Consider the following 24,434-nt stretch of genomic DNA (forward strand, 5'->3'; position numbering starts at 1 on the left):
GGCAATGGCTCCGGTTTCGATGGAGCCAGTCTGCCCGCCGTGCATGGAGCGGGTTGGGCGCTTGTGTGGAGTTATGTGGAGAGTGCGTGGAGCTCAGCCCAGCCGCTCGTTGGGCAGCCACAGGCGCACCCGCACGCCGTCCTCGACGTTGGCCACCTCCAGCGAGCCGCCATGCAGCTGCATCACTTCCTCGACGAAGTTCAGCCCAAGGCCTGTGCTCTTGCGCCCCGTGCCCGGGCGCGGCAGCGAGTAGAAGCGCTCGCTGAGCCGGCCCAGGGCATAGTCCGGTATCGCCGCCCCCTGGTTGTACAGGCTCAGCGCCAGCCGTGGGCCCCGTGTCTCCAGGTCGACCACCAGCAGACCGCCCGGCGGGGTGAAGTCCAGGGCGTTCTCCAGCAGGTTGCCGATGGCCTGGCGCAGCAGAAACGGCTCGCACAGCAGCCGCACGCTGGCCGGTACCCGCTGGCGCACCTGCAGGCCGGCGCTTTCGATGCGCGCGCTCTGGGCCAGTAGCACCTCGTCCACCAGCGCCGCCAGCGGCACCTGCTGCTGGTCTTCCAGGCCCTGGCGCTGCTCGACCTGGGCCAGGTCCAGCAGCCGCTCGATCAACTGCTGCATGCGCGCGCTCTCGCTTTCGATATTGCTGGCAAAGCGTTGACGCTGCTCGTCGCTCATCGGCCCCTGCAGCAGCTCGCTGGCCCCGCGAATCGCCGCCAGCGGGCTTTTCAGCTCGTGGGTCAGGGTATGCACGTAGCGCTCCACGTACGCCCTGCCCTCCAGCTGCGTGCGCATGCGCTCCACCGCACCGGCCAGTTGCGCCAGCTCGCCGCCGCGGTAATGCGGCAAGGCCACGCGTTCACCCTCGCTGACCGCCTGCGCATAGCGCGTCAGCCGACGCAGCGAGCGCGCCAGCCACCACGACAGCCCGGCGCCCACCAGCAGGCCCAGCACGATCAGGCCAAGGCCCAGGTTGAACAGGCGCCGCTCGGAGCGATCGATGTACGGCTGCAACGACTTGTTCGGCTTGGCCACGGTGACCACGCCGATGATCTTGCCGGCATCGATGATCGGCGCCGCCACGTGCATCACCGACGACTCCGGGTCGTCCGGATCGCTGCGGGTGGAGCGGGCGCCATACTCGCCGCGCAGGGTCAGGTACACGTCGTTCCAGCGCGAATAGTCCTGGCCCAGGGCTTCGCCGCTGGAGTCGAGCAACACCTTGCCGTTGGCGTCGGTGACGTAGATGCGGTGGTTGACCTCGTTCTTGGCCAGGCCCCAGATATCGGCCCTGGGCTGGCGCTTGCCGTAAGCCTTGAGCAGCTCGGGCAGCCGGCCCTGGCCGAGGGTGCCGGCCTTGACCTCGTCGCGCAGAATCTCGGCCAGCAGGTTGGCGGTGTCCACCAGGGTTTCCTCGGTGGACTGGCGCACACCCGGGCGCACCTGTTCGCGCACGGTGTTGAGGATGAAGTAGCCGGTCAGCCCGACGAACAGGAAGTACACCAGGAAGATGCGGATGCCCAGGCGCATCAGCTGTGCCCGGGGCTGTAGCTGTAGCCCAGGCCGCGGTGGGTCTGGATAGGTTCGGCGTCGGCCTGCACGGTGCGCAGCTTGGCGCGCAGGCTCTTGATGTGGCTGTCGACGTTGCGCTCGTAGCCGGCCTCGGCCGGCACGCCGGTGGCATCCAGCAGTTGTTCGCGGCTGAACACCCGTTCGGGTTGTTCGAGCAGGCATTGCAGCAGGCGAAATTCGTGCCGGGTGAGGTTGAGCGATTGACCGCGATAGCTGATCTGCAGGCGCTGGGAGTCGATGCTGAAGGGCGTCTCGGGGGCCTCGGGTCCGCTGCGCGGGGTCATGCGCTTGAGGATGGCGCGTACCCGCGCCGCCACTTCACGCGGGCTGAAGGGTTTGACCACATAGTCGTCGGCACCGATCTCCAGGCCCACCACGCGGTCGATCTCCCCATCGCGGGCGCTGAGGAACATCACCGGCACCTCGCTGAAGCGGCGCAGTTGGCGGCAGGTTTCGAAGCCGTTGATATCCGGCAGGCCGATATCGAGGATGATCAGGTCAGCCGGGCGCTGACGCTGCTGTTCCAGCGCGGCGCTGCCCAGGGTCACCCATTCGGTGCTGTGACCGTCGCCTTGCAGGGCAAAGATCAGGGTGTCGGCGATGGCCGCTTCGTCTTCGACAATCAGTATGTGGGGCATGGGCGGTGCAGGCCTGGCAGGTTTGGGTGCACTTGTAGGGGATTATCCCTCGACTGACAAGGCCCTGTCGCGGGTCAAGCCCGCTCCCACGGGAGAACGACGGCCCTTGTGGGAGCGGGCTTGAGCCGCGATGGATTCAACTCAGCATTCAGGCTTGCCCGCCGTAAACCGACGCGCCGGGTTCACCGCCGCGCCGAACTCGCGCAGCGCCTTGGCCCCGATCAGCAGCGGGTAGTTGAAGCTGCTGCGGTCGGTCAGGTTGACCTCCACCGTGCGCTTGACGTCGCCCAGGCACAACTCCAGCTCCACCACCGGACGCTTGGCCGGGTCGGGTGCTTCGCCGTCCTCGTCTTCATCGGCGCGGCTCTTGATCTTGCTGATGCGCGCCACCTTGTGTTCATACACCTTGCCGTCGGCATCCTTGGTCGCCAGGCGGAACCGTACCCAGTCCTCACCATCGCGCTTGAATCGCTCGATGTCCTTGGCCGACAGCGACGCGGTCAGCGCGCCGGTGTCCATTTTGGCCTTGAACGTCTGGTCGAGGTCCGCCACGCCAATGTATTCATAACGGCCATACAGGGTCGGCTCGGCGGCCATCACCGGCAAGGCCAGCAGGGAAAGCAGTGCAAGTACGGATTTCACCGGGTCAGCTTCCTTGAGAAAAGTCTGTGTTTAGACTGCCGCAGCAGCATAGGTTCGTCGCCACAGGGTATTCAACACAATGTGAAACATTTGTCCGCGCCGTGGGCTGCCCAGAATTTGGCCTGAACCGAATCCCTGCTTATCATGGCCGACCGCCTAACCGAAAATCAGAGTTTTCTTATGCGCCGCCTGCTTACCGGCAGTCTTGTGACCCTGCTGCTCTTGCTCAACACCCTGGTGCTGATCGGCCCGTTGCTGGTCTTCGCCCTGCTCAAGCTGGTACTGCCCGGCCGCTACCGCGACTACGCCTCGTGGGCGGTGATGTGGATCGCCGAGACCTGGGCCGAGATCGACAAGCTGATCTTCGCCCTGTGCATCCCCACCCGCTGGGACGTGCGCGGCGCCGCCGACCTGCGCCTGGACACCTCCTACCTGATGGTCAGCAACCACCAGAGCTGGGTGGATATTCCCGCGCTGATCCAGGTGTTCAACCGGCGCATTCCGTTCTTCAAGTTCTTCCTGAAAAAGGAACTGATCTGGGTGCCGTTCCTGGGCCTGGCCTGGTGGGCGCTGGACTACCCGTTCATGAAGCGCTACAGCAAGGCCTTCCTCGAACGCCACCCGCACCTCAAGGGCCAGGACCTGGAGATCACCAAGGCCGCCTGCGAGCTGTTCAAGCGCCAGCCGGTGACCGTGGTCAACTACCTCGAAGGCACCCGCTTCACCCCGGCCAAGCGCGATGCCCAGGGCTCGCCGTTCCGCCACCTGCTCAAGCCCAAGGCCGGCGGCGTGGCGTTCGTGCTCGCCGCGCTGGGCGAACAGCTCGACGCCCTGCTCGACGTGACCCTGGTGTACCCCGGCGACACCGCGCCGGGGTTCTGGGACCTGGTCAGCGGTGCAGTGCCGCGGGTGATCGTGGAAATCCAGGTACGCGCACTGGACCCGGCCCTGTGGCGCGGCGACTACGAGAACGACCCGCAATTCCGGCGCAGCGTACAGGACTGGGTCAACCAGCTGTGGCACGACAAGGACGCGCGCATCGAGCAACTGCGCCAGGAGCTGCGCCGCTAGCCGATGATCGCGTGGGGCACGAAGCGGCTGCTGTCCTTGGTGATCAGCGAGTTGTCCTCGCGAATGCCGATGCCTGCCGGCTGATCGCCAACCACCCAGCTGCCGATCACCGTGTGGCTGCCGGCAAACCGTGGCAAGGCATGAAACTGCTGGATCACGTGGGGGCCACTGCCATACGGCCCCTCCTCCTTCACCCGCTGCCCGTCAGGGGTATGAATCTCCACATTCGCCCCCTCCCGCGAGAAGAACGGCTTGCGCACCCACCCCGGCGCCAGCGGCCGTTCGGGCGTGGCGTCGATGAATGCGGGCAGCAGGTTCGGGTGCCCTTCGTGCTGCTCCCACAGCAGCGCCAGCATGCCCTTGTTCGACAGCAGCGCCTTCCAGGGCGGCTCGACGAACAGCGTGCCGCTGCCGGCAATCGCCGGGCCGTAGCGGTCGTGGAACATGTCTTCCCAGGGGTAGAGCTTGAACAGGCTGGGGATCGGCGCCCCACTGCGGTCGATGAAACGCCCGGCCGGGTTCAGGCCGATGTCTTCCACATCGATCAGGCGTGTATCGAGCCCGGCAGCGGTGGCAATGTCGCACAGGTACTGCACCGTGCCACGATCCTCCAGCGAGTCCCTGACCGAGGCAAAGTAGAACGGCGTGGCAAAGGTGTTGGCGCCGAACACCTGGCCGAGTTTCTCTTCAAGGCTGTTGAACTGGTCGGCATCGGCCGGCAGTACACCGCGCTGCATCTGCTGCTCAAGCCACAGGTACTGGAAGAAGCCGGCCTCGTACAGCGAGGTGGGTGTGTCGTAGTTGGCTTCCAGCAGCTTGGCCGGGCCATGGCCGTCGTAGCTCAGGTCCATGCGCCCGTAGAAATGCGGGTGCCCGTCGCGCCATGAGCGGCGGATCAGGTCGCGGTAGTCACGCGGGATGGCCAGGCGGTCGAGCAGCTCTTCGCTGTCCACTGCCCGCGCCACCAGGTCCATGCACAGCTCGTGCAACTGGCGGGTGGGTTCTTCGAGGTCGTCCTCGATCTGGCGCAGGGTGAACTGGTAGCACGCCGACTCGTCCCAGTACGGCTCGTCGCCGAAGGTGTGGAACCTGAAGCCGTAGTGTTCGGCGGTGGCTTTCCAGTCCGCGCGCGGGGTGCAGGCAATACGTTTCATCGCCCGCCCTCAGGAACCGAAACCGAAGCCGCCACGGCCTGGTACATGGGCCGCGAAGCCGGGGTGGCTGCCCACCGTCCAGGGCCGTGCCGAGGCCATGAAGCGCGCCGGCAGCACCGACGCATGGGCATCGGCACCAGCCCCGCCGTTGAAACGGCTGGACGGCGTGTGGTCCTCGACCAGCCCGGCATACTGGTTGCCGCTGTTGACCTGGTCGGTCAGCGAGCTGGCCCTGAACCCTTCGCGCCCTTCACGCTCGTGGTAGATCGCCTCCGACAGGTAGCGCGGCTCGACATTGACGTAGTCGTAGCGGCCACCGCCGCCGCCATACACGGCCGACGAGGTGGTGCTGGAGGTCTGGTTCAGCCCGTCGTCATACACCTGGCGCTCGGTGGTCAGGGCGAAGCCTTGCATGCGCGGCATGTGAAAGCTCGCGCCCTGACCTGGCTCGCACTGCTCGAAGCTGGCCAGGCAGTCTTCCAGGCGGGTGAAGCGTGGGGCGTTGGCGTCGTGGTGCTGGCGGGCGACGTTCCAGGCGTTGTCGCACACCGAACGGCTTACCCCGGCCAGGGCGCAGCTGTCGACGTCCTGGTAACGCTTGACCTCGCTGACCACGCGGGTGGCGCTGCGATCACTGTCACAGGCGGCCAGCGCCAGCGGCAGGCTGCCCAGGGCAATCAGCCGAATGCTCGTGCTGCGTTTCATGGCTGTGCTCCGCTGTCAGGCCGCTGGGGTCATGCACGCGGCATTGAGCATGCCGATGCCGATGGCCACGGCAGCCAGCAGGATGGCGGCCGCGTTTTCCTGACGGCGGATACGCTCGTCCATGCCCTTGACCACCACGCTGACCACCACGAACGCGAGCAACTGCACGGCGCCGGCGATCACCGACCACAGCAGGAAGTCGAGCAGCGAGATCGAATGGGAGATGGCCCCGGACACGGGGATGGCGAAACCCAGCAGCGCACCGCCCAGGGCGATGGCGGCAGCGCTGTTGCCTTCGCGGATCAGGGCAAATTCGTTGTAGGGGGTCAGGCGGGTATAGATGAACGCATAGAGTGCGAACAGCACGGCGGCGCCGGCCATGTAGAACAGAAAACCCAGCACGGCATCGGCCGGCAGGGACATCTTCAGGGCATCCATGAACATCGGGGTCGCACTTCCTTGCTTGAACGGGGCGGGACGTATACCACACCGCCCCGCCTCGGCAAACCGCCGGCTTACACCGAAGGCACGGCGGCCGGGGTGCCCCAGATGCCGCCCAGGCTCTGCAGCAGCGAACCGGCCACGCCCTGCTGGCCCAGGTACTGCAGGATCAGCGGGGCGAACTGGGCGATCATGCCGGTGTTCATGCCCAGGGCGCCGAAGGCGTTGTTCAGGTCGTCGGTGTCCTTGACGTTGCCCAGTGCGTTGCTCAGGGCCGAGGAATTGCCGCTCTTGCCGAGCAACTCGCCCAGGCCGCTGAGGCCGCCCAGGGCATTGTCGCCGGACAGCAGGTCAAGGCCGGGCACGGCCTTGCTCAGTTGCGAGTAGTCGCTGCTGCTGAGCTGATGCCTGGCCAGGCCCAGCAGCGCGCCGGTGCCGCCGATGGCCTGTTCGGGGGTGATATCGAGTTGGTCGCCCAGGGTATTGAGCAGGTTGGCCGAGGGGGCCGGGGCTTGAACGGCAGCGTCCTGCTGTTTGTTGCCTTGCATGGCAGACACGGCGTTGGCGGCATCGTTGAGATTGAAGGCCAGGGCCGAGGTGGTGGCGAGTGCCAGCAGGGAGAGCAGTGCGAAACGTTTCATGGGGCGGACCTCGTAGGAAAGCGAGGTTTCGACCCGTATCTGCGGCGAATGTTCCGCCGTCATCGCCTGTAGGAGCCGGCCTTGCCGGCGAAAGCAGCACCGCGATATCCAGGGGTACGCGGTGGCCGCTTTCGCCAGCAAGGCTGGCTCCTGCAACAGAATGGCAACCCGCCCTAGGGCAAGGCGTACGCAATCACGTAATCACCCCGATCCGGCGACTGACGCGCACCGCCAGCACTGATCAGGATGTATTGCTTGCCGGTCTTGGGCGACACGTAGGTCATCGGCCCCGACTGGCTGCCCACCGGCAGACGCGCCTTCCAGATCTCGTTGCCGTTGCCGGAGTCGAACGCACGCAGGTAGAAGTCCTGGGTGCCGGCAAAGAACAGCAGGCCCGACTGGGTCGACAGCGAAGCGCCCAGGGTCGGCATGCCGATCGGGATCGGCAGGTGCATGCGGATGCCCAGCGGCCCGGTGTCCTGCACGGTACCGACCGGCACCTGCCACATCAGTTTCCTGGTCTTCAGGTCGATGGCCGACATGGTGCCGAACGGCGGCCTCTGGCACGGAATACCGGCCGCGGACAGGAAGCGCTGGCGCATCGCGCCATACGGCGTACCGTCCTGCGGCACCACACCCATCTCGATGCCGCTGGCACCTTTGGGAATGTCTGCACGCGGGATCATGTAGTTGGCCAGGCCCAGACGCATGTCGTTGACGAACATGTAGTTGCTGGTCGGGTCGACCGACACGCTACCCCAGTTCATGCCACCCAGCGACCCGGGGAACTGCAACGCCGGGTCCAGCCCTGGCGGGGTGTACACACCCTCGTGGCGCATGCCCTTGAACGAGATGCGGCACAGCAACTGGTCGAACGGGGTCGCGCCCCACATGTCCGACTCTTTCAGGGTCTGGTTGCCGATCGACGGCATCTCTACCGAGAACGGCTGGGTCGGCGAATAACGCTCGCCCGGCACGTTGCCCTGGGGCACCGGCTTCTCTTCGACCTTGGCAATCGGCACGCCGGTTTCACGGTTGATCACGAAGATCTCGCCCTGCTTGGTCACCTGGGCCAGCGCCGGTTGCACGCCACCCTTGTCATCCGGGATGTCGTACAGCAGCGGCTGGGCCGGCAGGTCGAAGTCCCACAGGTCGTGGTGGGTGGTCTGGAAGTGCCAGCGCACCTGGCCGTTCTTCACGTCCAGCGCCACGATCGAGGAGCTGTACTTGTCGTCCAGTTCGGTACGGGTGCCGGCGAAGAAGTCCGGGGTGGCGTTGCCGGTCGGCAGGTACACCAGGCCCAGCTTGGCGTCATAGGACATCGCCGACCACACGTTGGGCGTGCCACGGGTGTAGGTCTGGCCTTCGGGCGGACGCTTGGTGATGTTCGGGTTGCCCGGGTCCCAGGCCCAGGCCAGCTCGCCGGTCCGCACGTCATAGGCACGCACCACGCCCGGCGGTTCGCCGGTGGAGAAGTTGTCGGCCACGCGGCCACCGACGATCACCACATCGCCGGCCACCAGCGGGGTGGAGGTCTGCTGGTAGTAGCCCGGCTTGATCTCGCCCATGTCGACGCTCAGGTCGACCACGCCGTTATCGCCAAAGTCGGCACATGCTTCGCCGTTTTCGGCGTTGATCGCGATCAGGCGGGCATCACCGGTGGGCAGGAACAGGCGCTTGGCGCAGGCCTGCGGGCCGGCGTCGGCGGCCAGCGGGATTTCGGAGTAGCCCAGGCCACGGCAGCGCTGCCAGTTCGGCGCGCTGCCCTTGGGGTCGAACATCCAGCGCTGCTTGCCGGTGTCCACGTCCAGGGCGAAGACCTTGCCGTAGGCGGTGCAGGAATACAGGGTGTCGCCGATCTGCAGCGGCGTGTTCTGGTCTTCGGCACCGGCGCCGGTGCTTTGCGGCACGTCACCGGTATGGAAGGTCCAGGCCACCTGCAGCTTGTCGACGTTGCCCTTGTTGATCTGGTCCAGCGCGGCAAAGCGGTTGCCGGCGGTGGTGTTGCCCCAGTGCGCCCAGTCCTTCTGCTCGGTGCCCGGCTTGACCGGCTGCACCGCAGGCTCGCTGCTGGCGGTGACCACGTGGGTGGGCACGAACATGTAGCCCAGGGTGGCGACCACGCCAACGGCCAGCACACCGGCCACCGCGAACGCGCCACGCCCGGCCGCACGACCGTCGGCGCGTTGCAGGCTCGGGAACACCAGCGCGATGACCAGGCCGATCACGGCAAAGGTCAGTACCCGCGAGACCAGCGGCCAGAAGTCCAGGCCGGCATCCCACACCGCCCAGATCGCGGTGAGTACCAGGGCCACCGCGTACAGCCAGGCGCCCGACGGCTTGCGCCGCGCGATCAGCACACCGCTGACCAGCATCGCCAGGCCCATCAGAAGGAAGTACCAGCTACCACCGAGGCTGCTCAGGTACGCACCGCCCCCTGCCAGCACCAGGCCGATCAGGGCGATCAGGATGCCCAGACCTCCCAGCAGCCACTTTGCGGTGCCCGGAGCACCTGCCTGTTCGTTCATGTGATTACCGTCCTAAACGTAGTGAAAAACCACCGTCAACAGTTGGCCGACCCAATCCCGAGCATAGTCGGCGCATTTAGGTAGCTTGCTTGTTAACCAGTTAGTACGTTTAAGGGTAACAAAAAATTGCGGGCTACTGCGACAATTTGTCTGTCAGCCCGGCTTCAGGGGCCTGAAACCGGGTAGACATTGGTCTTACGCTGCGCTGAACAGCGTGTGCGGGTCGATCACGAATTTCTTCGGCACGCCGGCATCGAACTCGCCGTAGCCCTCGGGCGCCTGATCCAGGCTGATGACCTGCACGCCGACCACCTCGGCGATGTTGATGCGGTCCCACATGATGGCCTGCATCAGGGCGCGGTTGTACTTCATCACCGGGGTCTGCCCGGTGTGGAAGCTGTGGGACTTGGCCCAGCCCAGGCCGAAACGGATGCTCAGGCTGCCCATCTTGGCTGCGGCATCCACCGCGCCCGGGTCTTCGGTCACGTACAGGCCGGGGATGCCGATCTTGCCGGCGACCCGCACCACCCCCATCAGCGAGTTGAGCACCGTGGCCGGCGCTTCGTGCTGGGCCCCGGCATGCCCGTGGCCACGGGCTTCGAAGCCCACCGCATCGACCGCGCAGTCCACCTCCGGCTCGCCCAGCAGGTTGGCGATCTGTTCGTGCAGCGGGGTGTCCTGGGACAGGTCGGCGACCTCGAAGCCCTGGGCCTTGGCATGGGCCAGACGTACCGGGTTCACATCACCGATGATCACCACCGCCGCGCCCAGCAGCCGCGCCGAGGCGGCAGCGGCCAGGCCGACCGGGCCGGCACCGGCCACGTACACCGTGCTGCCGGGGCCGACACCTGCGGTGACCGCACCGTGGTAGCCGGTGGGCAGGATGTCGGAGAGGCAGGTCAGGTCGCGGATCTTCTCCATGGCCTTGTCGCGGTCGGGCAGCTTGAGCAGGTTGAAGTCGGCGTAGGGCACCAGCACATATTCGGCCTGCCCGCCGGTCCAGTCGCCCATGTCGACATAGCCGTAGGCGCCGCCGGCGCGGGCCGGGTTGACGCTCAGGCACACGCCGGTGTGTTGTTCCTTGCACGAGCGGCAGCGCCCGCAGGCCACGTTGAACGGCACCGAGACCAGGTCGCCCAGTTGCAGGTTCTCGACGTCACGGCCTTTCTCGATGACCTCGCCGGTGATTTCGTGCCCCAGCACCAGGCCGGTCTGGGCGGTGGTACGACCGCGCACCATGTGCTGGTCGGAGCCGCAGATATTGGTGGAGACCACCCGCAGGATCACGCCGTGTTCGATCTTGCGCCCACGTGGGTCCTGCATTTTGGGATAGGGGATTGTTTGCACCTCGACCTTGCCTGCGCCCAGGTACACCACACCACGATTGCCAGACATGCTTTCACCTCGCTCGATTGTTGTTATGTCGCGCTGAATGTTCTGTCCGTCTTTCGGGCCTCATCGCGGGTCAAGCCCGCTCCCACAGTCCCTGTGGGAGCGGGCTTGACCCGCGATGCGCCCGCTACAGCACCACCGTGCGATTGGCGTTCAAAAACACCCGCCGCTCGATGTGATACCCCACCGCCCGTGCCAACGTCAGGCATTCGATATCGCGCCCGCGGGCGATCAGGTCTTCAGGGTAGTGGCTGTGATCCACGGCTTCCACGCCCTGGGCAATGATCGGGCCCTCGTCCAGGTCGTTGTTGATGTAATGCGCCGTGGCCCCCACCAGCTTCACGCCCTTGTTGTAGGCCTGGTGATACGGCTTGGCGCCCTTGAACCCCGGCAGCAGCGAGTGATGGATGTTGATCGCCCAGCCATCCAGGCGTCGGCACAGCTCCGGCGACAGCACCTGCATGTAGCGCGCAAGGATCACCAGCTCGGCGCCGGACGCCTCGATCACCTGCAGCACCTTGCGCTCCTGCGCCGGCTTGTCCTGCGGGTCGAGGGCAAAGTGGTAATAGGGGATGCGGTGCCAGTGCGCCAGCGGCTCCAGGTCCGGGTGGTTGGAAATCACCGCCACCACGTCCATCGCCAGCTGGCCGATGCGCTGGCGGTACAGCAGGTCGTTGAGGCAATGATCGGCCTTGGACACCATGATCACCACCTTGGGCCGGTGCCTGGGCGCAGTCAGCTCGAAGGTCATGCCGAACGCTTCGCCACGGGCGGCCAGGCCTGCGCGAAAAGCCTGCTCGTCGAATGCCTCGGGCTGGCGAAACTCCACCCGTATGAAGAACCGCGCCGACAGCCGGTCATCGAACGAATGATGCTCGGTGACGTAGCACTGCTGCTCGTACAGGTAGCGCGTCACCGCGTCCACCGTACCCAGCAGGCTGGGGCAGTCGGCGGTAAGGATCCAGGTGTCCGGCGCACGGCTCATGAGGCGATGCTCAGGCCATGTTCGGCGCAGGCATCCTGCAGCCACAGCCACCAGTAGTCGCTGAAGCTGCGCCGGATCAGCAGCTCCCAGGTGTCCTCGCCGGTGCGCCGGATCACCAGCTGGGACTTGGCGAACACCGTGCCCACCGCCTTGCCCACCGGGAAGTTGTTGGGGTGCACGTCGTAGCTGGTGGACTTCATCAGCACCTCGCGCACCCTGGGCCCGCTCAGTTCGAGCAGGGTCTGTCCGCCGCTGACGTTGACCACCTGGATGTGTTGCCCGTCGAGGGCTTCGCGCAGCTTCTGCTCGGCGGCCAGCTCCTCGCCACCGGGCACGATCAGCAGCCACTCGTCGGGGCCCATCCACTGCAGCGAGGTCTCGCCACTGGCGACCACGGTGAGTGCGACCGGCAGTTCCAGGCCCAGCGCCTGTTGCACGCCGCTGACGAAAGCCGGGTCGTGGGCGTTGCCGCGCAAGGTCAGGTGGCCGAGGAACTTCTTCTCGCGCAGGGTCACGCCGGGGTTCTTGCGGCCCTTGCCGACCAGGCTGGGCAGGTCGGCGTGATGCAGGGGTGATTCGGCCCTGGCGTCAGTCTCGGGGCGTTGCGGGTAGACGTTGATTGCGCTCATTACATACCTGCCTTGAATTCAGTAGTGCTGTGATCTCTTTGTAGGAGCCGGCCTTGCCGGCGAAGCCCGTGACCCGGTTGCAACCCGGTGCGCGGTGGTCGCTTCGCCAGCAAGGCTGCTCCTGCAACCATCAGATGTTCTGCCGCTCACCCTTCGGATCAAAGAACACCGAGGCGCAGATCTCGGCCTCGATCACGCTGCCATCGGCCTGCGGCGAAAACACCCGCTCGCCCATGCGTTTGAGCCCGCCCTTGACCACCCCCATGGCAAACGAATAGCCCAGCGAGTTGCTCGCGTAGCTCGAGGTCACGTGCCCCACCATGTCCATCGGAATCGGCTGTTTGGGGTCCAGCACCAGCTGCGCGCCCTCGGGCAACCACTGGCTCGGGTCCACCGGCTTGAGCCCCACCAGCTGCTTGCGGTTCTCGCGCACGCAGTCTTCCCGGTTCATGCCGCGCCAGCCGATCCACGAGAACGGCTTGGTGCGCCCCACGCACCAACCCATGTTCAGGTCGTCCGGGGTCATCGAGCCGTCGGTGTCCTGGCCAACAATGATGAAACCCTTCTCGGCGCGCAGCACGTGCATGGTCTCGGTGCCATAGGGGGTGAGGTTGTACGCCTTGCCGGCGGCGACGATCTGCTCCAGCACGCCCATCGCGTAATTGGCCTGCACGTTCACTTCATACGACAGCTCGCCGGTGAACGAGATGCGGAACACCCGCGCCGGCACCCCGCCCACCAGGCCCTCCTTCCAGCTCATGAACGGGAAGGCGTCCCTGTCCAGGTCGATGTCGGTCACTTCAGCCAGCAGCTTGCGGCTGTTGGGCCCCGACAGGGTCAGCGTGGCCCAGTGGTCGGTGACGGAGGTGAAGTACACCTTCAGCTCTGGCCATTCGGTCTGCTGGTAGATCTCCAGCCATTGCAGCACCCGCGCCGCGCCGCCGGTGGTGGTGGTCATCAGGAAGTGGTTGTCGCCCAGGCACGCGGTCACGCCATCGTCGAAAACCATGCCGTCTTCCTTGCACATCAGGCCGTAGCGCGCCTTGCCCACGTCGAGCTTGGTCCAGGCGTTGGTGTAGATGCGGTTGAGGAACTCACGGGCGTCCGGGCCCTGGATGTCGATCTTGCCCAGGGTCGAGGCATCCAGCAGGCCGACGCTGTCGCGCACCGCCTTGCATTCGCGGGCCACCGCCGCCTGCAGGTCTTCGCCGCCGCGGGGGAAATACCACGGGCGCTTCCACTGGCCGACGTCCTCGAACTCGGCGCCGTTCTTCACATGCCAGGCATGCAGCGCGGTGAAGCGCACCGGCTCGAACAGGTGGCCGCAATGGCGCCCGGCCACCGCGCCGAAGGTCACCGGCGTGTAGTTGGGGCGAAACATGGTGGTGCCCATCTGCGCAATGCCGATGCCCAGCGAGCGTGCGGCGATCGCCAGCCCGTTGATGTTGCCCAGCTTGCCCTGGTCGGTGCCGAACCCCAGCGCGGTGTAGCGCTTGACGTGCTCCACCGACTCGAAGCCTTCGCGGGTGGCCAGTTCGATGGCGGCCGCAGTCACATCGTTCTGCTGGTCGACGAACTGCTTGGGTGCCCGCGCGGTGTTGCGGTCATGGGGCACCTGGAACAGCGCCACGGTAGGCTCCTCCGGACGCACCAGCACCTTGGGCAGAACGCCCTCCACTGCCTTGAAACCGGCCTCGGTGGCCGCACGCACGCCGCCTTCGAACCCGTCGGCCAGCGCATCGCCCAGGGCGAACACGCCATTGACGCCACCCACGCACACGCGCTTCTGCGGCGCGTCGCCGGGCACGAAGCCGAGAATGTCGTCGCGCCACAGCGGCTTGCCGCCCAGGTGCGAAGCCAGGTGCACCACCGGGCTGTAGCCGCCCGACGTCGCCACCAGGTCGCAGTCCAGCCATTCGCCGGGGCTGGTGACCTGGTGTGCGGCCACGTCGATGGCTGCCACCCGCGCTGCCGTCACATGCTTGCTGCCGCGCGCCTCGATCACCGCGCTGGAGGTGAGGATGCGAATGCCCTTGGCACGTGCCTCCTCCACCAGCGAGCCACGCGGGTTGTGCCGCGCATCGGCGACCGCGACCACCTTGAGCCCGGCGTCGTGCCAGTCCAGCGCCACGCGATAGGCGTGATCGTTGTTGGTCGACAGCACCAGCTTGCGCCCCGGCGCCACGCCATAACGGCGCACGTAGGTAGATACCGCGCCGGCGAGCATGTTGCCCGGCACATCGTTGTTGCCGTACACCAGCGGCCGCTCGTGGGCACCGGTGGCCAGCACCACACGCCCGGCGCGCACACGGTGCATGCGCTGGCGCACCTGGCCGATGGGTGCGCGGTCGCCCAGGTGATCGGTGAGGCGCTGGTGGATCGTGAGGAAGTTGTGGTCGTGGTAGCCGTTGACCGTGGCCCGCGCCAGCAAGGTGACCTCGGGCATGCCCTGCAGCTCGTCGATCACCTTGGCCACCCACTCGGCGGCGGGCTGGCCGTCGAGGGTTTCGCGGGTATCGAGCAGGCTGCCGCCGAACTCCTCCTGCTCGTCGGCCAGGATCACTCGCGCCCCGCTGCGCCCGACTGCCAGTGCCGCAGCCAGCCCGGCGGGGCCTGCGCCCACCACCAGCACATCGCAGTGGTGGTTCATGTAGTCGTAGCTGTCCGGGTCGTTTTCCAGCGGCGAACGGCCCAGGCCCGCGGCCTTGCGGATGTACTTCTCGTAGGTCATCCAGAACGACTGCGGGTACATGAACGTCTTGTAGTAGAACCCCGGCGGCATCAGCTTGCCGCCGACCTTGCCGAGGATGCCCATCACGTCGGTGTTCACGCTGGGCCAGCCGTTGGTGCTGGTGGCCACCAGCCCGGCGTACAGCGCCTGCTGGGTAGCGCGCACGTTGGGTACCTGGGTGGCCTCGCTGGCACCGATCTGCAGGATCGCGTTGGGCTCTTCGCTGCCGGCGGCGATGATGCCGCGTGGGCGCGAGTACTTGAAGCTGCGCCCCACGATGTCGACGCCATTGGCCAGCAGCGCGGCGGCCAGGGTGTCGCCCTGGTAGCCCTGGTAGCGCTGGCCGTTGAAGGTGAAGTCGAGGACCTGGCTGCGGTCGATACGACCGCCGTTGGGCAGACGATAGCGCTGGCTCATACCTTTTCTCCCTGGCCGGTGACAGCCAGCTGCGGGACGTTTTCCTGGGCGCGCGCCTGGGGCCTGGCACCAATCGGATAGGTTTCGAGAATCTCGTAGGTCACGGTGTCGCGGGTGGCGTTGAAGTACTGGCGGCAGCCCGCGGCATGGATCCACAGCTCGTGGTGCAGGCCGCGCGGGTTGTCACGAAAGAACAGGTAGTCGCCCCACTGCTCGTCGGTGCAGGCATTCGGGTCCAGCGGGCGCGGAATGTGCGCCTGGCCGGCGGCATGGAATTCTTCCTCGGAGCGCAGCTCGCCGCAGTGGGGACAGAAGATGTGCAACATGGAGTGTCTCCTGTTAGTGGGCGACAGCGGCAGCGCCGTGCTCGTCGATCAGGGCGCCGTTATGGAAACGGTCGATGGAAAACGGCTTGGCCAGTGCATGCATCTCGCCGGTGGCCAGGCTCGCGGCGAACACGTGGCCCGAGCCCGGCGTGGCCTTGAAACCGCCAGTGCCCCAGCCGCAGTTGAAGAACATGTTCGCCACCGGGGTCTTGGAGATGATCGGGCAGGCGTCCGGGGTGGTGTCGACGATGCCGCCCCACTGGCGGTTCATGCGCACCCGCGACAGGATCGGGAACATCTCGACGATGGCCTGCAGGGTATGTTCGATCACCGGGTACGAACCGCGCTGGCCGTAGCCCACCCAGCCGTCGATGCCGGCGCCGATCACCAGGTCGCCCTTGTCCGACTGGCTGATGTAGCCGTGCACCGCGTTGGACATAATCACGCTGTCGATGATCGGCTTGAGCGGCTCGGACACCAGTGCCTGCAGCGGGTGCGACTCGATGGGCAGGCGAAAGCCGGCCAGCCTGGCCATGTGCCCGGAGTTGCCGGCGGTGACCACGCCCACGCGCCGCGCACCGATGAAGCCCTTGTTGGTCTCGACGCCGACCACCGCGCCGTTTTCCTTGCGAAAGCCGATCACCTCGGTCTGCTGGATCAGGTCCACGCCCAGAGCATCGGCGGCACGCGCATAGCCCCAGGCCACGGCATCGTGACGCGCCACGCCGCCGCGGCGCTGCACGGTGGCGCCGAGAACCGGATAACGGGTGTTCCTGGAGCAGTCCAGGTGCGGGATCTCGTCGGCCACCTGCTTGCTGTTCAGCAGTTCGCCGTCCACGCCGTTGAGCCGGTTGGCGCTGACCCGGCGCTCGGAGTCGCGCATGTCCTGCAGGGTGTGGCACAGGTTGTAGACCCCGCGCTGGGAGAACATGACGTTGTAGTTGATGTCCTGGGACAACCCCTCCCAGAGCTTCATCGCGTGCTCATAGAGGTGCGCCGACTCGTCCCACAGGTAGTTGGAGCGCACGATGGTGGTGTTGCGCGCGGTGTTGCCGCCGCCCAGCCAGCCCTTCTCGACCACCGCCACATTGGTGATGCCGTGCACCTTGGCCAGGTAGTAGGCGGTGGCCAGGCCGTGCCCGCCGCCGCCGACGATGACCACGTCGTAGACCTTCTTCGGGGTGGGCGTGCGCCACATGCGCTGCCAGTTCTCGTGGTGGCTGAGCGAGTGCTTGAAAAGGCCGAAGCCCGAATAGCGTTGCATGGTCTGTTACTCCACTCAGCGGTAAACCGGAAAATCCGCACACAGTGCCGACACGCTCCTGGCCACGTCGGCCTCGACATCGGCATCGCCCAGGTGGTCGAGGATGTCGCAGATCCAGCCGGCCAGCTCCGTGCACTGGGCCACCTTGAAGCCACGGCTGGTGACGGCCGGGGTGCCGATGCGCAGGCCCGAGGTGACGAACGGCGACTGCGGGTCGTTGGGCACGGCGTTCTTGTTGACGGTGATGTGGGCGCGCCCCAGGGCGGCATCGGCGTCCTTGCCGGTCAGGCCCTGGCGGATCAGGCTGACCAGGAACAGGTGGTTGTCGGTGCCACCGGACACCACGTCGAAACCACGCTCGATGAACACCGCAGCCATCGCCCGGGCGTTGTCGATCACCTGTTGCTGGTAAGCCTTGAAGCCGGGCTCCAGGGCCTCCTTGAAGCACACCGCCTTGGCCGCGATCACATGCATCAGCGGGCCGCCCTGCCCGCCGGGGAACACCGCGGCGTTGAGTTTCTTTTCCAGCGCTTCGTTGGCCCTGGCCAGGATCAGCCCGCCACGCGGGCCACGCAGCGTCTTGTGGGTGGTGGTGGTGACCACGTCGGCATAGGGCAGCGGGTTGGGATACAGGCCCGCCGCGACCAGCCCGGCGACGTGGGCCATGTCGACGAACAGGTAGGCGCCGACCTTGTCGGCGATCTGGCGAAAGCGTGGGAAATCGAGGGTTTTGCTGTAGGCCGAAAACCCGGCAATGATCATCTTCGGCTGGTGCTCGACGGCCAGGCGCTCGACCTCGTCGTAGTCGATCAGGCCGGTGCGGGTATCGATGCCGTATTGCACGGCGTTGTACAGCTTGCCGCTGAAACTGACCTTGGCACCGTGGGTGAGGTGGCCGCCGTGGGCCAGGCTCATGCCCAGCACGGTGTCGCCGGCCTGCAGCAGGGCCAGGTACACCGCGGCGTTGGCCTGGCTGCCGGAGTGCGGCTGGACGTTGGCATAGTCGGCGCCGAACAGCTGCCTGGCACGATCGATGGCCAGTTGCTCGACCTTGTCCACGTGCTCGCAGCCGCCGTAGTAGCGCTTGCCCGGGTAGCCTTCGGCGTACTTGTTGGTCAGGCCGCTGCCCTGGGCCTGCATCACGCGCTTGCTGGTGTAGTTTTCCGAGGCGATCAGTTCGATGTGGTCTTCCTGGCGCTGTTCCTCGGCGTTGATCGCCGCCAGCAGTGCATCGTCGTAACCCTGGATCTGGTCGTGCTTGGTGAACATCGCATCTCTCCCGGCAGTGGCATGGACAGCGCCCTTTGGCTGCGATGGTAGGGCTGGCGCGGGCCGTCCAGATGCCTGCGCACGCCACGCAAAGGTGCGTTTACGACATGGGCCTTGTAGTCGGCGATTTGATAGTTGGTTTAGAGTGCTTGCCTGCGTCGACCACAGGACAGTGCAATGACAGAACAAAGCCAGCAATTTGCCAGCGACAACTATTCCGGCATCTGCCCCGAAGCCTGGGCGGCGATGGACAAGGCCAACCAGGGCCACGAACGCGCCTACGGCGACGACCAGTGGACCGCCAAGGCCTCCGACCACTTTCGCAAACTGTTCGAGACCGACTGCGAGGTGTTCTTCGCCTTCAACGGTACCGCCGCCAACTCCCTGGCCCTGTCGTCCCTGTGCCAGAGCTACCACAGCGTGATCTGCTCCGAGACCGCCCACGTCGAGACCGACGAATGCGGCGCGCCGGAGTTCTTCTCCAACGGCTCCAAGCTGCTCACCGCCCGCAGCGAAAACGGCAAGCTTACGCCGGAGTCCATCCGCGAAGTGGCGCTCAAGCGCCAAGACATCCACTACCCCAAGCCACGCGTGGTAACCATCACCCAGGCCACCGAAGTGGGCAGCGTGTATCGGCCCGAAGAGCTCAAGGCGATCAGCGCCACCTGCAAGGAACTGGGCCTTAACCTGCACATGGACGGCGCGCGCTTCAGCAATGCCTGCGCGTTCCTGGGCTGCTCGCCGGCCGAACTGACCTGGAAGGCCGGCATCGACGTGCTGTGCTTTGGCGGCACCAAGAACGGCATGGCGGTGGGCGAGGCGATCCTGTTCTTCAACCGCAAGCTGGCCGAAGACTTCGACTACCGCTGCAAGCAGGCCGGGCAGCTGGCGTCGAAGATGCGCTTTCTGTCGGCGCCGTGGGTGGGGTTGCTCGAAGACGGTGCGTGGCTGCGCCATGCGCAGCACGCCAACCACTGCGCGCAGTTGCTCAGCGGGCTGGTGGCGGACATCCCGGCGGTGCAGTTGATGTTCCCGGTAGAAGCCAACGGGGTGTTTCTGCAGATGCCGGAGCCGGCACTGGAAGCGCTGCGCGCCAAGGGCTGGCGGTTCTACACCTTCATCGGCAGCGGCGGCGCACGGTTCATGTGCTCGTGGGACACCGACGAGGCACGGGTGCGCGAGCTGGCGGCGGATATTCGTGCGGTAACGCTGGGTCGCTGATGGCCCCTTCGCCGGCAAGGCCGGCTCCTACAGACACCGCCAACCTGTAGGAGCCGGCCTTGCCGGCGAAGCAATCACCCTGATCTAGAGCCTGAACCCACCCATCTGTCGCGCCAGGTCATCAGCCAGCCCGCGCAACGCCTGGCAATCCACCCGACACGCCTCCACCTGCGCCACCGTCTGGCGCGCCAGGTCGGAAATCCCCTGCACGTTGCGGTTGATCTCCTCGGTCACTGCCGACTGCTCCTCGGTGGCAGTGGCCACCTGCAGGTTCATGTCGGTGATGTGCTCCACCTGCCCGGTAATGGTGGTCAACGACGCTCCGGTCTGCTGGCTCGACGCCACGCCGGTGCCGGTCGCCGCCTGCCCCGCCTGCATCGACGCCACCGCGCTGCCCGCCCCCTGCTTGAGGCGCTGGATCATCTGCTGCACCTCGTCGGTGGACACCTGAGTGCGCTGGGCCAGGGTACGTACCTCGTCGGCCACCACAGCGAAGCCACGGCCCATCTCCCCGGCCCGCGCCGCCTCGATCGCCGCGTTCAACGCCAGCAGGTTGGTCTGCTCGGAAATGCTGCGGATCACCGCCAGCACCTCGTCGATGGACGCCACCTCCTGCGCCAGTTGGCCAACCGCACTGGCCGCCACGCCGATCTCGCCCGACATGCCTTCGATGTGCGCAATCGAGCGCTGCACCACCTCGCGCGCCTGCAACGCTTCGGTGCGCGCGGTCTGCGAGGCGTGCGCGGCCTGGCCGGCATTCTGCGCGATGTCCTGCACGGTGAGGCCCATCTGGTGCACGGCAGTGGCCACCATCTCGGTCATCTCCTGCTGGCGATGGGAGCGCGCGGCGGTGTCCTCCACCACCGCGCTCACCTGCCCCACGGCGCTGCGCAGGTGCTCGGTGGTGCGCAGCACCTCGCCGATCAGGTCGCGCTGGCTGTCCAGAAAACGGTTGAAACCCCGGGCCAGGTCGCCCAGTTCATCGGCCCGCGACTCGTCCAGGCGCTGGGTCAGGTCGCCACCGCCCTGGGCAATCGCGGTCAGCGCACCGGTCACCCGGCGCAGCGGGCGCACGATGCCGCGCGCCAGCCATACCACCAGCAGCAGCGACAGCAACGCCACCGCCGCGCCGATCAGGCTGGTGAGCCACACGGCCTGGTTCACCTGGGCGTAGATCTGCGCCTCGGGCACCTCGGCCACCAGGGTCCAGTTCAGGTCGCGCAGCGGCAGGCTCAGGGCCAGGTAGGTCTCGCCATCGCGCTCGAAGCGGCTCTGCTGCAGGCCCTCGTGCGGGGTCAACGCACGCTGGGCGGCGCCTTCGCCGATCTGCTCGGCCAACTGGCGCTTGCCGCTGAACTCGGACTGCGGGTGCACCTGGATCAGGCCATCGCCGCGCACCAGGAACACCCGGCCGCGCTCACCGAAACTGAAGTCGTGGATCAGTTGGGACAACTCGGTCATGCGCAGGCCCAGCCCGGCAATGCCCACCAGCTGGCCGGCTTTTTCCACCCGAAAGTCGATGAACAGCGCCAGGTCGCCACTGCTGATGTCCGTGTCGATATTGAGCAGGCGCGGCTTGCCACTGTCGATGAACCCGAAGAACCATGAGTCCTTCGGGTTGTCGCGGCTCAAGGTGCGATCCAGCCCGCCCTGGTTGTAGTAGTGATTGCTGCGCGTGGCGGCGAACAGCGCGGTGAACGCCTGGTTGTGCACACGCACCGACTCCAGGTACTCGACGAACGCACCGGCCTGTTCGGGGGGCTCCCCCGCTGCCAGCCAGTCGCGCAACAGGGTGTTGTTGGCAATGTCGGCCGCCGCCGTCAGAGGCCGGCCCAACATACGCTCGATATCGTTGCGCATGGCCTCGATACTCGCCGGCAGCGCCGTCTCCACCAGGTAGCGCTCGGTCAGTCGATTGACCGCCACGGTGTAGATACCAACCACGATCAGAATGCTCGCCACCAGGGCCGCGCCCATGCTTGCGATCAATTGCCACTGGATACTGCGCCGCCAGAACTGCATGAATTTCCCCTGAGTTAAACCAGCCGTGTACCGCAAACACCAGGCCAATTGTATACAACAGAAAATACAATGCTAGCAGTCAGCCACACTCGGGCCGCTCACTGCCCCCAGGGGTCAGTGAGCCAGCACAGTAAAGAGGGAATGCACGCGAGGGGGAAATCAGCTGTTGCCGATTGTCCGGGCAATGACGTCGACCGTGGCGCTGACTTGCTCTTGATAACGGTCGAGGGCTTCCTGATGTGCCTGTTGCAGTTCGATCTGCTGCGAGCACAGGTTCAGGGCGGCCAGCACCAGCAACTTGTCGCCGATCAGCGACGGGTACTTGCGCTTGGTATCGGCCAGGGAGGCCTTGAGCATCTGCACCGCCTGCGCCAGGGTCTGCTCCTGACCTTCAGGGGCCTTGATCGAATAGTCATTGCCCATTATCGACACGACATTGATCGACTGCGCGGTGGTCTTCATGCGGTAACGGCGCCGCCACCGGCACGTTCAACCAGCGCCTGGATACGCGCGGCGGTTGCACCTTGCTTCTCTTCCTGCTCCATCAGGCTCAGTTGCAGGCTTTCGTTCTCGTCCTTGGCCTGGGCCAGTTCGTCGCTCAGCTGCGCGTTGCGCTCGGCCAGGTCGAGGTTCTTCTGCACCAGGTCGTTGACCAGTTGCTCCAGTTGACTCAGGGATGTTTCCAGCATGATTGCGTTCTCACGGTTTTTCAGGGGGCGCACACGATAAAGAAATCTCACCGCACTCGCCAGGGATATCGGGGCCAGAGCCTCGACCGGGTGCAGATTGACCCGTCGATCGGCAACCGGTTCCAGCGCTTGGTCGGATGCCGGGGTGAAAAAAATGACCGGTGGTTCACATTTAGTTACATGCCCCCTCAAGTCTGCCCTGCTTTGACCGATAGGCAATAAGAGTTGCCCCACGACGCATGGACCGCGCGCATTCCTATTCCCTGCCGGATAAAACCATGTCATTACGTAACATGAACATCGCCCCGCGCGCACTTCTGGGGTTTTCGCTGATCGGCGCCCTGATGCTTGCATTGGGCATCTTTGCCCTCAACCAGATGGGGCAGATACGCAAGGCCGGCGAAGCCATCGAACAGATCAGCGTGCCCAGCATCACCAACCTCGACCAGCTCACCCAACTCACCCTGCGCCTGCGCACGCTGTCCTACCGCCTGCTGCTCAACCGCGAAGCCGCCACCCTGCAGGACACCGTGCAACTGCTGGCCAAGCGCAATGCCCAGATCGACGAAGCGCGCCGGGCCTACGAGCCACTGATCGAAGGCGACGAGGAACGGGGCGCGTACAACCAGTACGTGCAGCTGCTCAACCAGTACCGCCAGCTCGAAAACCGCATGGTAAGCCTGTCGCAGGCCGGTGATGTGGAAGCACTGCGCAGCCTGATCAACCACGACCTGCTCGACAACTCCGAGCAGATCAGCGCAGTCACCGATCGCCTGGTCAAGATCAACACCGATCAGACCCGTGTGACCAACCAGACCGCCGCCACGCAATACGACACGGCCTTCACCCTGGTGATCGTGCTGCTGGTGGCCGCCACCGCACTGACCCTGCTGTGCGCGCTGCTGCTCACCCGCAGCATCGTCAAGCCGATCGACGAAGCGCTGCAGGCGGCCGAGCTGATCGCCGATGGCAACCTGACCAAACCGATCAACACCACCGGTACCGACGAAGCGGCGCGCCTGCTGCACGCCATGGGCAAGATGCAGCACAAGCTGCGCGACACCCTGCAGCAGATTGCCGGCTCCGCCACCCAGCTGGCCTCGGCTGCCGAAGAGCTGAATGCAGTCACCGACGAAAGCGCGCGCGGCCTGCAGCAGCAGAACAACGAGATCCAGCAGGCCGCCACTGCTGTCACCGAGATGACCAGCGCGGTGGAAGAAGTGGCACGCAACGCGGTGAGCACATCCGAGGCGTCCAAGCAGGCCACCCGCTCGGCCGGCGACGGTCGCGACCTGGTCATGGAGACCGTCAGCGCCATCGAGCGCATGAGTGCCGACGTGCAGGGTACTGCCGAGCTGATCGGCAACCTGGCCGGCGAGTCGCGTGACATCGGCAAGGTGCTCGATGTGATCCGCGGCCTGGCCGACCAGACCAACCTGCTGGCCCTCAACGCCGCCATCGAGGCGGCGCGTGCCGGTGAAGCCGGGCGCGGCTTCGCCGTGGTCGCCGACGAAGTGCGCGCCCTGGCCCACCGGACCCAGCAGTCGACCAGCGAAATCGAGCGCATGATCGGCAGCATCCAGGGCGGTACCGAACAGGCGGTGAACTCGATGCGCCACAGCACCGAACGCGCCGAGTCGACCCTGAGCATCGCCCGCGGCGCCGGCCTGTCGCTGGAGACCATCACCACCGCGGTGGCCGAAATCAACGAACGCAACCTGGTGATCGCCAGCGCCGCCGAAGAGCAGGCCCAGGTGGCCCGCGAAGTGGACCGCAACCTGGTGAACATCAACGACCTGTCGGTGCAGTCGGCCACCGGGGCGCACCAGACCAGCGCCGCGAGTGCCGAACTGTCTCGCCTGGCGGTGGGCCTGAACGGTCTGGTCGCACGCTTCAGCGTGTAGGTCGCCACCGGGCCCCGGCGCAGTGCGCGCCGGGCGCCCGGTTTTTTTCGATCGGCCCCCGCTCGCCGTCGAAAACACTATCTCGTCAGACTTATCTAAAGTTGCTCACAAACTATTCCTAATATTAAGTAGGAATATTCAGTGCACTTTAACTTCGGCATCAAAAACCTCACGCCGCACGATAACTTTTCGCAAT

At 65.9% G+C, this 24,434-nt stretch carries 21 protein-coding genes; 3 read left to right on the plus strand and 18 right to left on the minus strand.

Annotation, left to right across the window (positions count from 1 at the left end):
* Positions 1-93: 93 nt before the first annotated feature.
* The 3 genes from creC to DN387_RS18680 form a co-directional block, all read right to left on the minus strand.
* Positions 94-1,527, minus strand: a complete 1,434-nt coding sequence (gene creC / locus DN387_RS18670; protein WP_043863649.1) for a two-component system sensor histidine kinase CreC — start codon at positions 1,525-1,527, stop codon at positions 94-96.
* A complete protein-coding gene (gene creB / locus DN387_RS18675) occupies positions 1,527-2,207 on the minus strand; it encodes a two-component system response regulator CreB (protein WP_054915996.1) in 681 nt (226 codons plus the stop codon). Before creB ends, creC begins: the two co-directional genes overlap by 1 nt.
* Before the next feature lie 141 nt (positions 2,208-2,348).
* A complete protein-coding gene (locus tag DN387_RS18680) occupies positions 2,349-2,849 on the minus strand; it encodes an ATP-dependent zinc protease (protein ID WP_043863647.1) in 501 nt (166 codons plus the stop codon).
* A gap of 180 nt (positions 2,850-3,029) precedes the next feature.
* Between DN387_RS18680 and DN387_RS18685 the strand changes: the two genes are divergently transcribed.
* Positions 3,030-3,920, plus strand: coding sequence for an acyltransferase (locus tag DN387_RS18685; RefSeq protein ID WP_054915997.1), 891 nt, complete (start codon positions 3,030-3,032; stop codon positions 3,918-3,920).
* On the opposite strand, the gene DN387_RS18690 is transcribed toward DN387_RS18685, so the two are convergent.
* The 12 genes from DN387_RS18690 to glyA all read right to left on the minus strand — a co-directional run bounded on the left by DN387_RS18690 (position 3,917) and on the right by glyA (position 18,402).
* On the minus strand, positions 3,917-5,074 hold the full coding sequence (locus tag DN387_RS18690; RefSeq protein WP_043863645.1) for a glutathionylspermidine synthase family protein: 1,158 nt from the start codon (positions 5,072-5,074) through the stop codon (positions 3,917-3,919). The two genes, DN387_RS18685 and DN387_RS18690, sit on opposite strands and share 4 nt — an antisense overlap.
* A 9-nt stretch (positions 5,075-5,083) precedes the next feature.
* Positions 5,084-5,779, minus strand: a complete 696-nt coding sequence (locus tag DN387_RS18695) for a DUF1190 domain-containing protein (protein ID WP_054915998.1) — start codon at positions 5,777-5,779, stop codon at positions 5,084-5,086.
* Between the two features lie 15 nt (positions 5,780-5,794).
* A complete protein-coding gene (locus DN387_RS18700; RefSeq protein ID WP_043863643.1) occupies positions 5,795-6,223 on the minus strand; it encodes a DUF350 domain-containing protein in 429 nt (142 codons plus the stop codon).
* A gap of 71 nt (positions 6,224-6,294) precedes the next feature.
* Positions 6,295-6,861 carry a DUF2780 domain-containing protein gene (locus DN387_RS18705; RefSeq protein WP_043863642.1) on the minus strand — a complete coding sequence of 189 codons (567 nt, stop codon included), beginning with the start codon at positions 6,859-6,861 and terminating at the stop codon, positions 6,295-6,297.
* Between the two features lie 173 nt (positions 6,862-7,034).
* Entirely contained in the window at positions 7,035-9,389 is a 2,355-nt protein-coding gene (locus DN387_RS18710; protein WP_054915999.1) for a glucose/quinate/shikimate family membrane-bound PQQ-dependent dehydrogenase, read from the minus strand.
* A gap of 195 nt (positions 9,390-9,584) precedes the next feature.
* A complete protein-coding gene (fdhA, locus tag DN387_RS18715; protein WP_043863640.1) occupies positions 9,585-10,784 on the minus strand; it encodes a formaldehyde dehydrogenase, glutathione-independent in 1,200 nt (399 codons plus the stop codon).
* 124 nt (positions 10,785-10,908) lie between these two features.
* A complete protein-coding gene (gene purU, locus DN387_RS18720; RefSeq protein ID WP_043863639.1) occupies positions 10,909-11,766 on the minus strand; it encodes a formyltetrahydrofolate deformylase in 858 nt (285 codons plus the stop codon).
* Complete coding sequence (soxG, locus tag DN387_RS18725) at positions 11,763-12,395, minus strand: sarcosine oxidase subunit gamma (RefSeq protein WP_043863638.1); 633 nt, start codon at positions 12,393-12,395, stop codon at positions 11,763-11,765. The genes purU and soxG overlap by 4 nt, the downstream gene beginning before the upstream one ends.
* Positions 12,396-12,525: 130 nt before the next feature.
* Positions 12,526-15,543, minus strand: coding sequence for a sarcosine oxidase subunit alpha (locus DN387_RS18730; protein ID WP_054916000.1), 3,018 nt, complete (start codon positions 15,541-15,543; stop codon positions 12,526-12,528).
* Positions 15,540-15,869 (minus strand): sarcosine oxidase subunit delta, encoded by a 330-nt coding sequence (locus tag DN387_RS18735; RefSeq protein ID WP_043863636.1) that lies wholly within the window; start codon positions 15,867-15,869, stop codon positions 15,540-15,542. Before DN387_RS18735 ends, DN387_RS18730 begins: the two co-directional genes overlap by 4 nt.
* Positions 15,870-15,882: 13 nt before the next feature.
* The gene (locus tag DN387_RS18740) at positions 15,883-17,133 is read right to left on the minus strand and encodes a sarcosine oxidase subunit beta family protein (RefSeq protein ID WP_043863635.1); all 1,251 of its coding nucleotides are present in this window, start codon (positions 17,131-17,133) and stop codon (positions 15,883-15,885) included.
* Between the two features lie 15 nt (positions 17,134-17,148).
* Positions 17,149-18,402 (minus strand): serine hydroxymethyltransferase, encoded by a 1,254-nt coding sequence (gene glyA, locus DN387_RS18745; protein WP_054916001.1) that lies wholly within the window; start codon positions 18,400-18,402, stop codon positions 17,149-17,151.
* A gap of 177 nt (positions 18,403-18,579) precedes the next feature.
* On the opposite strand from glyA, the gene DN387_RS18750 reads away from it, so the two are divergent.
* Entirely contained in the window at positions 18,580-19,623 is a 1,044-nt protein-coding gene (locus DN387_RS18750; protein ID WP_043863633.1) for a low specificity L-threonine aldolase, read from the plus strand.
* An 84-nt stretch (positions 19,624-19,707) separates the two neighbouring features.
* On the opposite strand, the gene DN387_RS18755 is transcribed toward DN387_RS18750, so the two are convergent.
* From DN387_RS18755 to DN387_RS18765, 3 genes are all read right to left on the minus strand, one after another.
* On the minus strand, positions 19,708-21,645 hold the full coding sequence (locus DN387_RS18755) for a methyl-accepting chemotaxis protein (protein WP_054916002.1): 1,938 nt from the start codon (positions 21,643-21,645) through the stop codon (positions 19,708-19,710).
* Positions 21,646-21,804: 159 nt separating this feature from the next.
* Positions 21,805-22,107, minus strand: a complete 303-nt coding sequence (locus DN387_RS18760) for a cell division protein ZapA (protein WP_043863631.1) — start codon at positions 22,105-22,107, stop codon at positions 21,805-21,807.
* On the minus strand, positions 22,104-22,334 hold the full coding sequence (locus DN387_RS18765; protein WP_043863630.1) for a hypothetical protein: 231 nt from the start codon (positions 22,332-22,334) through the stop codon (positions 22,104-22,106). The genes DN387_RS18760 and DN387_RS18765 overlap by 4 nt, the downstream gene beginning before the upstream one ends.
* Positions 22,335-22,612: 278 nt before the next feature.
* Here DN387_RS18765 and DN387_RS18770 point away from each other — a divergent pair, with 278 nt between their 5' ends.
* Complete coding sequence (locus tag DN387_RS18770; protein WP_043863629.1) at positions 22,613-24,238, plus strand: methyl-accepting chemotaxis protein; 1,626 nt, start codon at positions 22,613-22,615, stop codon at positions 24,236-24,238.
* Positions 24,239-24,434 lie beyond the last annotated feature (196 nt).

It is taken from the genome of Pseudomonas sp. FBF18, from assembly GCF_024261405.1.
Lineage (GTDB): Bacteria > Pseudomonadota > Gammaproteobacteria > Pseudomonadales > Pseudomonadaceae > Aquipseudomonas > Aquipseudomonas palmensis.

What these genes read in the sequence shown, in the direction of transcription:
- creC (WP_043863649.1), bottom strand. Translation starts at nt 1,527, where the DNA reads ATGCGCCTGGGCATCCGCATCTTCCTGGTGTACTTCCTGTTCGTCGGG.
- creB (WP_054915996.1), bottom strand. Translation starts at nt 2,207, where the DNA reads ATGCCCCACATACTGATTGTCGAAGACGAAGCGGCCATCGCCGACACC.
- DN387_RS18685 (WP_054915997.1), top strand. Translation starts at nt 3,030, where the DNA reads ATGCGCCGCCTGCTTACCGGCAGTCTTGTGACCCTGCTGCTCTTGCTC.
- DN387_RS18690 (WP_043863645.1), bottom strand. Translation starts at nt 5,074, where the DNA reads ATGAAACGTATTGCCTGCACCCCGCGCGCGGACTGGAAAGCCACCGCC.
- DN387_RS18695 (WP_054915998.1), bottom strand. Translation starts at nt 5,779, where the DNA reads ATGAAACGCAGCACGAGCATTCGGCTGATTGCCCTGGGCAGCCTGCCG.
- DN387_RS18700 (WP_043863643.1), bottom strand. Translation starts at nt 6,223, where the DNA reads ATGTTCATGGATGCCCTGAAGATGTCCCTGCCGGCCGATGCCGTGCTG.
- DN387_RS18705 (WP_043863642.1), bottom strand. Translation starts at nt 6,861, where the DNA reads ATGAAACGTTTCGCACTGCTCTCCCTGCTGGCACTCGCCACCACCTCG.
- DN387_RS18710 (WP_054915999.1), bottom strand. Translation starts at nt 9,389, where the DNA reads ATGAACGAACAGGCAGGTGCTCCGGGCACCGCAAAGTGGCTGCTGGGA.
- fdhA (WP_043863640.1), bottom strand. Translation starts at nt 10,784, where the DNA reads ATGTCTGGCAATCGTGGTGTGGTGTACCTGGGCGCAGGCAAGGTCGAG.
- purU (WP_043863639.1), bottom strand. Translation starts at nt 11,766, where the DNA reads ATGAGCCGTGCGCCGGACACCTGGATCCTTACCGCCGACTGCCCCAGC.
- soxG (WP_043863638.1), bottom strand. Translation starts at nt 12,395, where the DNA reads ATGAGCGCAATCAACGTCTACCCGCAACGCCCCGAGACTGACGCCAGG.
- DN387_RS18730 (WP_054916000.1), bottom strand. Translation starts at nt 15,543, where the DNA reads ATGAGCCAGCGCTATCGTCTGCCCAACGGCGGTCGTATCGACCGCAGC.
- DN387_RS18735 (WP_043863636.1), bottom strand. Translation starts at nt 15,869, where the DNA reads ATGTTGCACATCTTCTGTCCCCACTGCGGCGAGCTGCGCTCCGAGGAA.
- DN387_RS18740 (WP_043863635.1), bottom strand. Translation starts at nt 17,133, where the DNA reads ATGCAACGCTATTCGGGCTTCGGCCTTTTCAAGCACTCGCTCAGCCAC.
- glyA (WP_054916001.1), bottom strand. Translation starts at nt 18,402, where the DNA reads ATGTTCACCAAGCACGACCAGATCCAGGGTTACGACGATGCACTGCTG.
- DN387_RS18750 (WP_043863633.1), top strand. Translation starts at nt 18,580, where the DNA reads ATGACAGAACAAAGCCAGCAATTTGCCAGCGACAACTATTCCGGCATC.
- DN387_RS18755 (WP_054916002.1), bottom strand. Translation starts at nt 21,645, where the DNA reads ATGCAGTTCTGGCGGCGCAGTATCCAGTGGCAATTGATCGCAAGCATG.
- DN387_RS18760 (WP_043863631.1), bottom strand. Translation starts at nt 22,107, where the DNA reads ATGAAGACCACCGCGCAGTCGATCAATGTCGTGTCGATAATGGGCAAT.
- DN387_RS18765 (WP_043863630.1), bottom strand. Translation starts at nt 22,334, where the DNA reads ATGCTGGAAACATCCCTGAGTCAACTGGAGCAACTGGTCAACGACCTG.
- DN387_RS18770 (WP_043863629.1), top strand. Translation starts at nt 22,613, where the DNA reads ATGTCATTACGTAACATGAACATCGCCCCGCGCGCACTTCTGGGGTTT.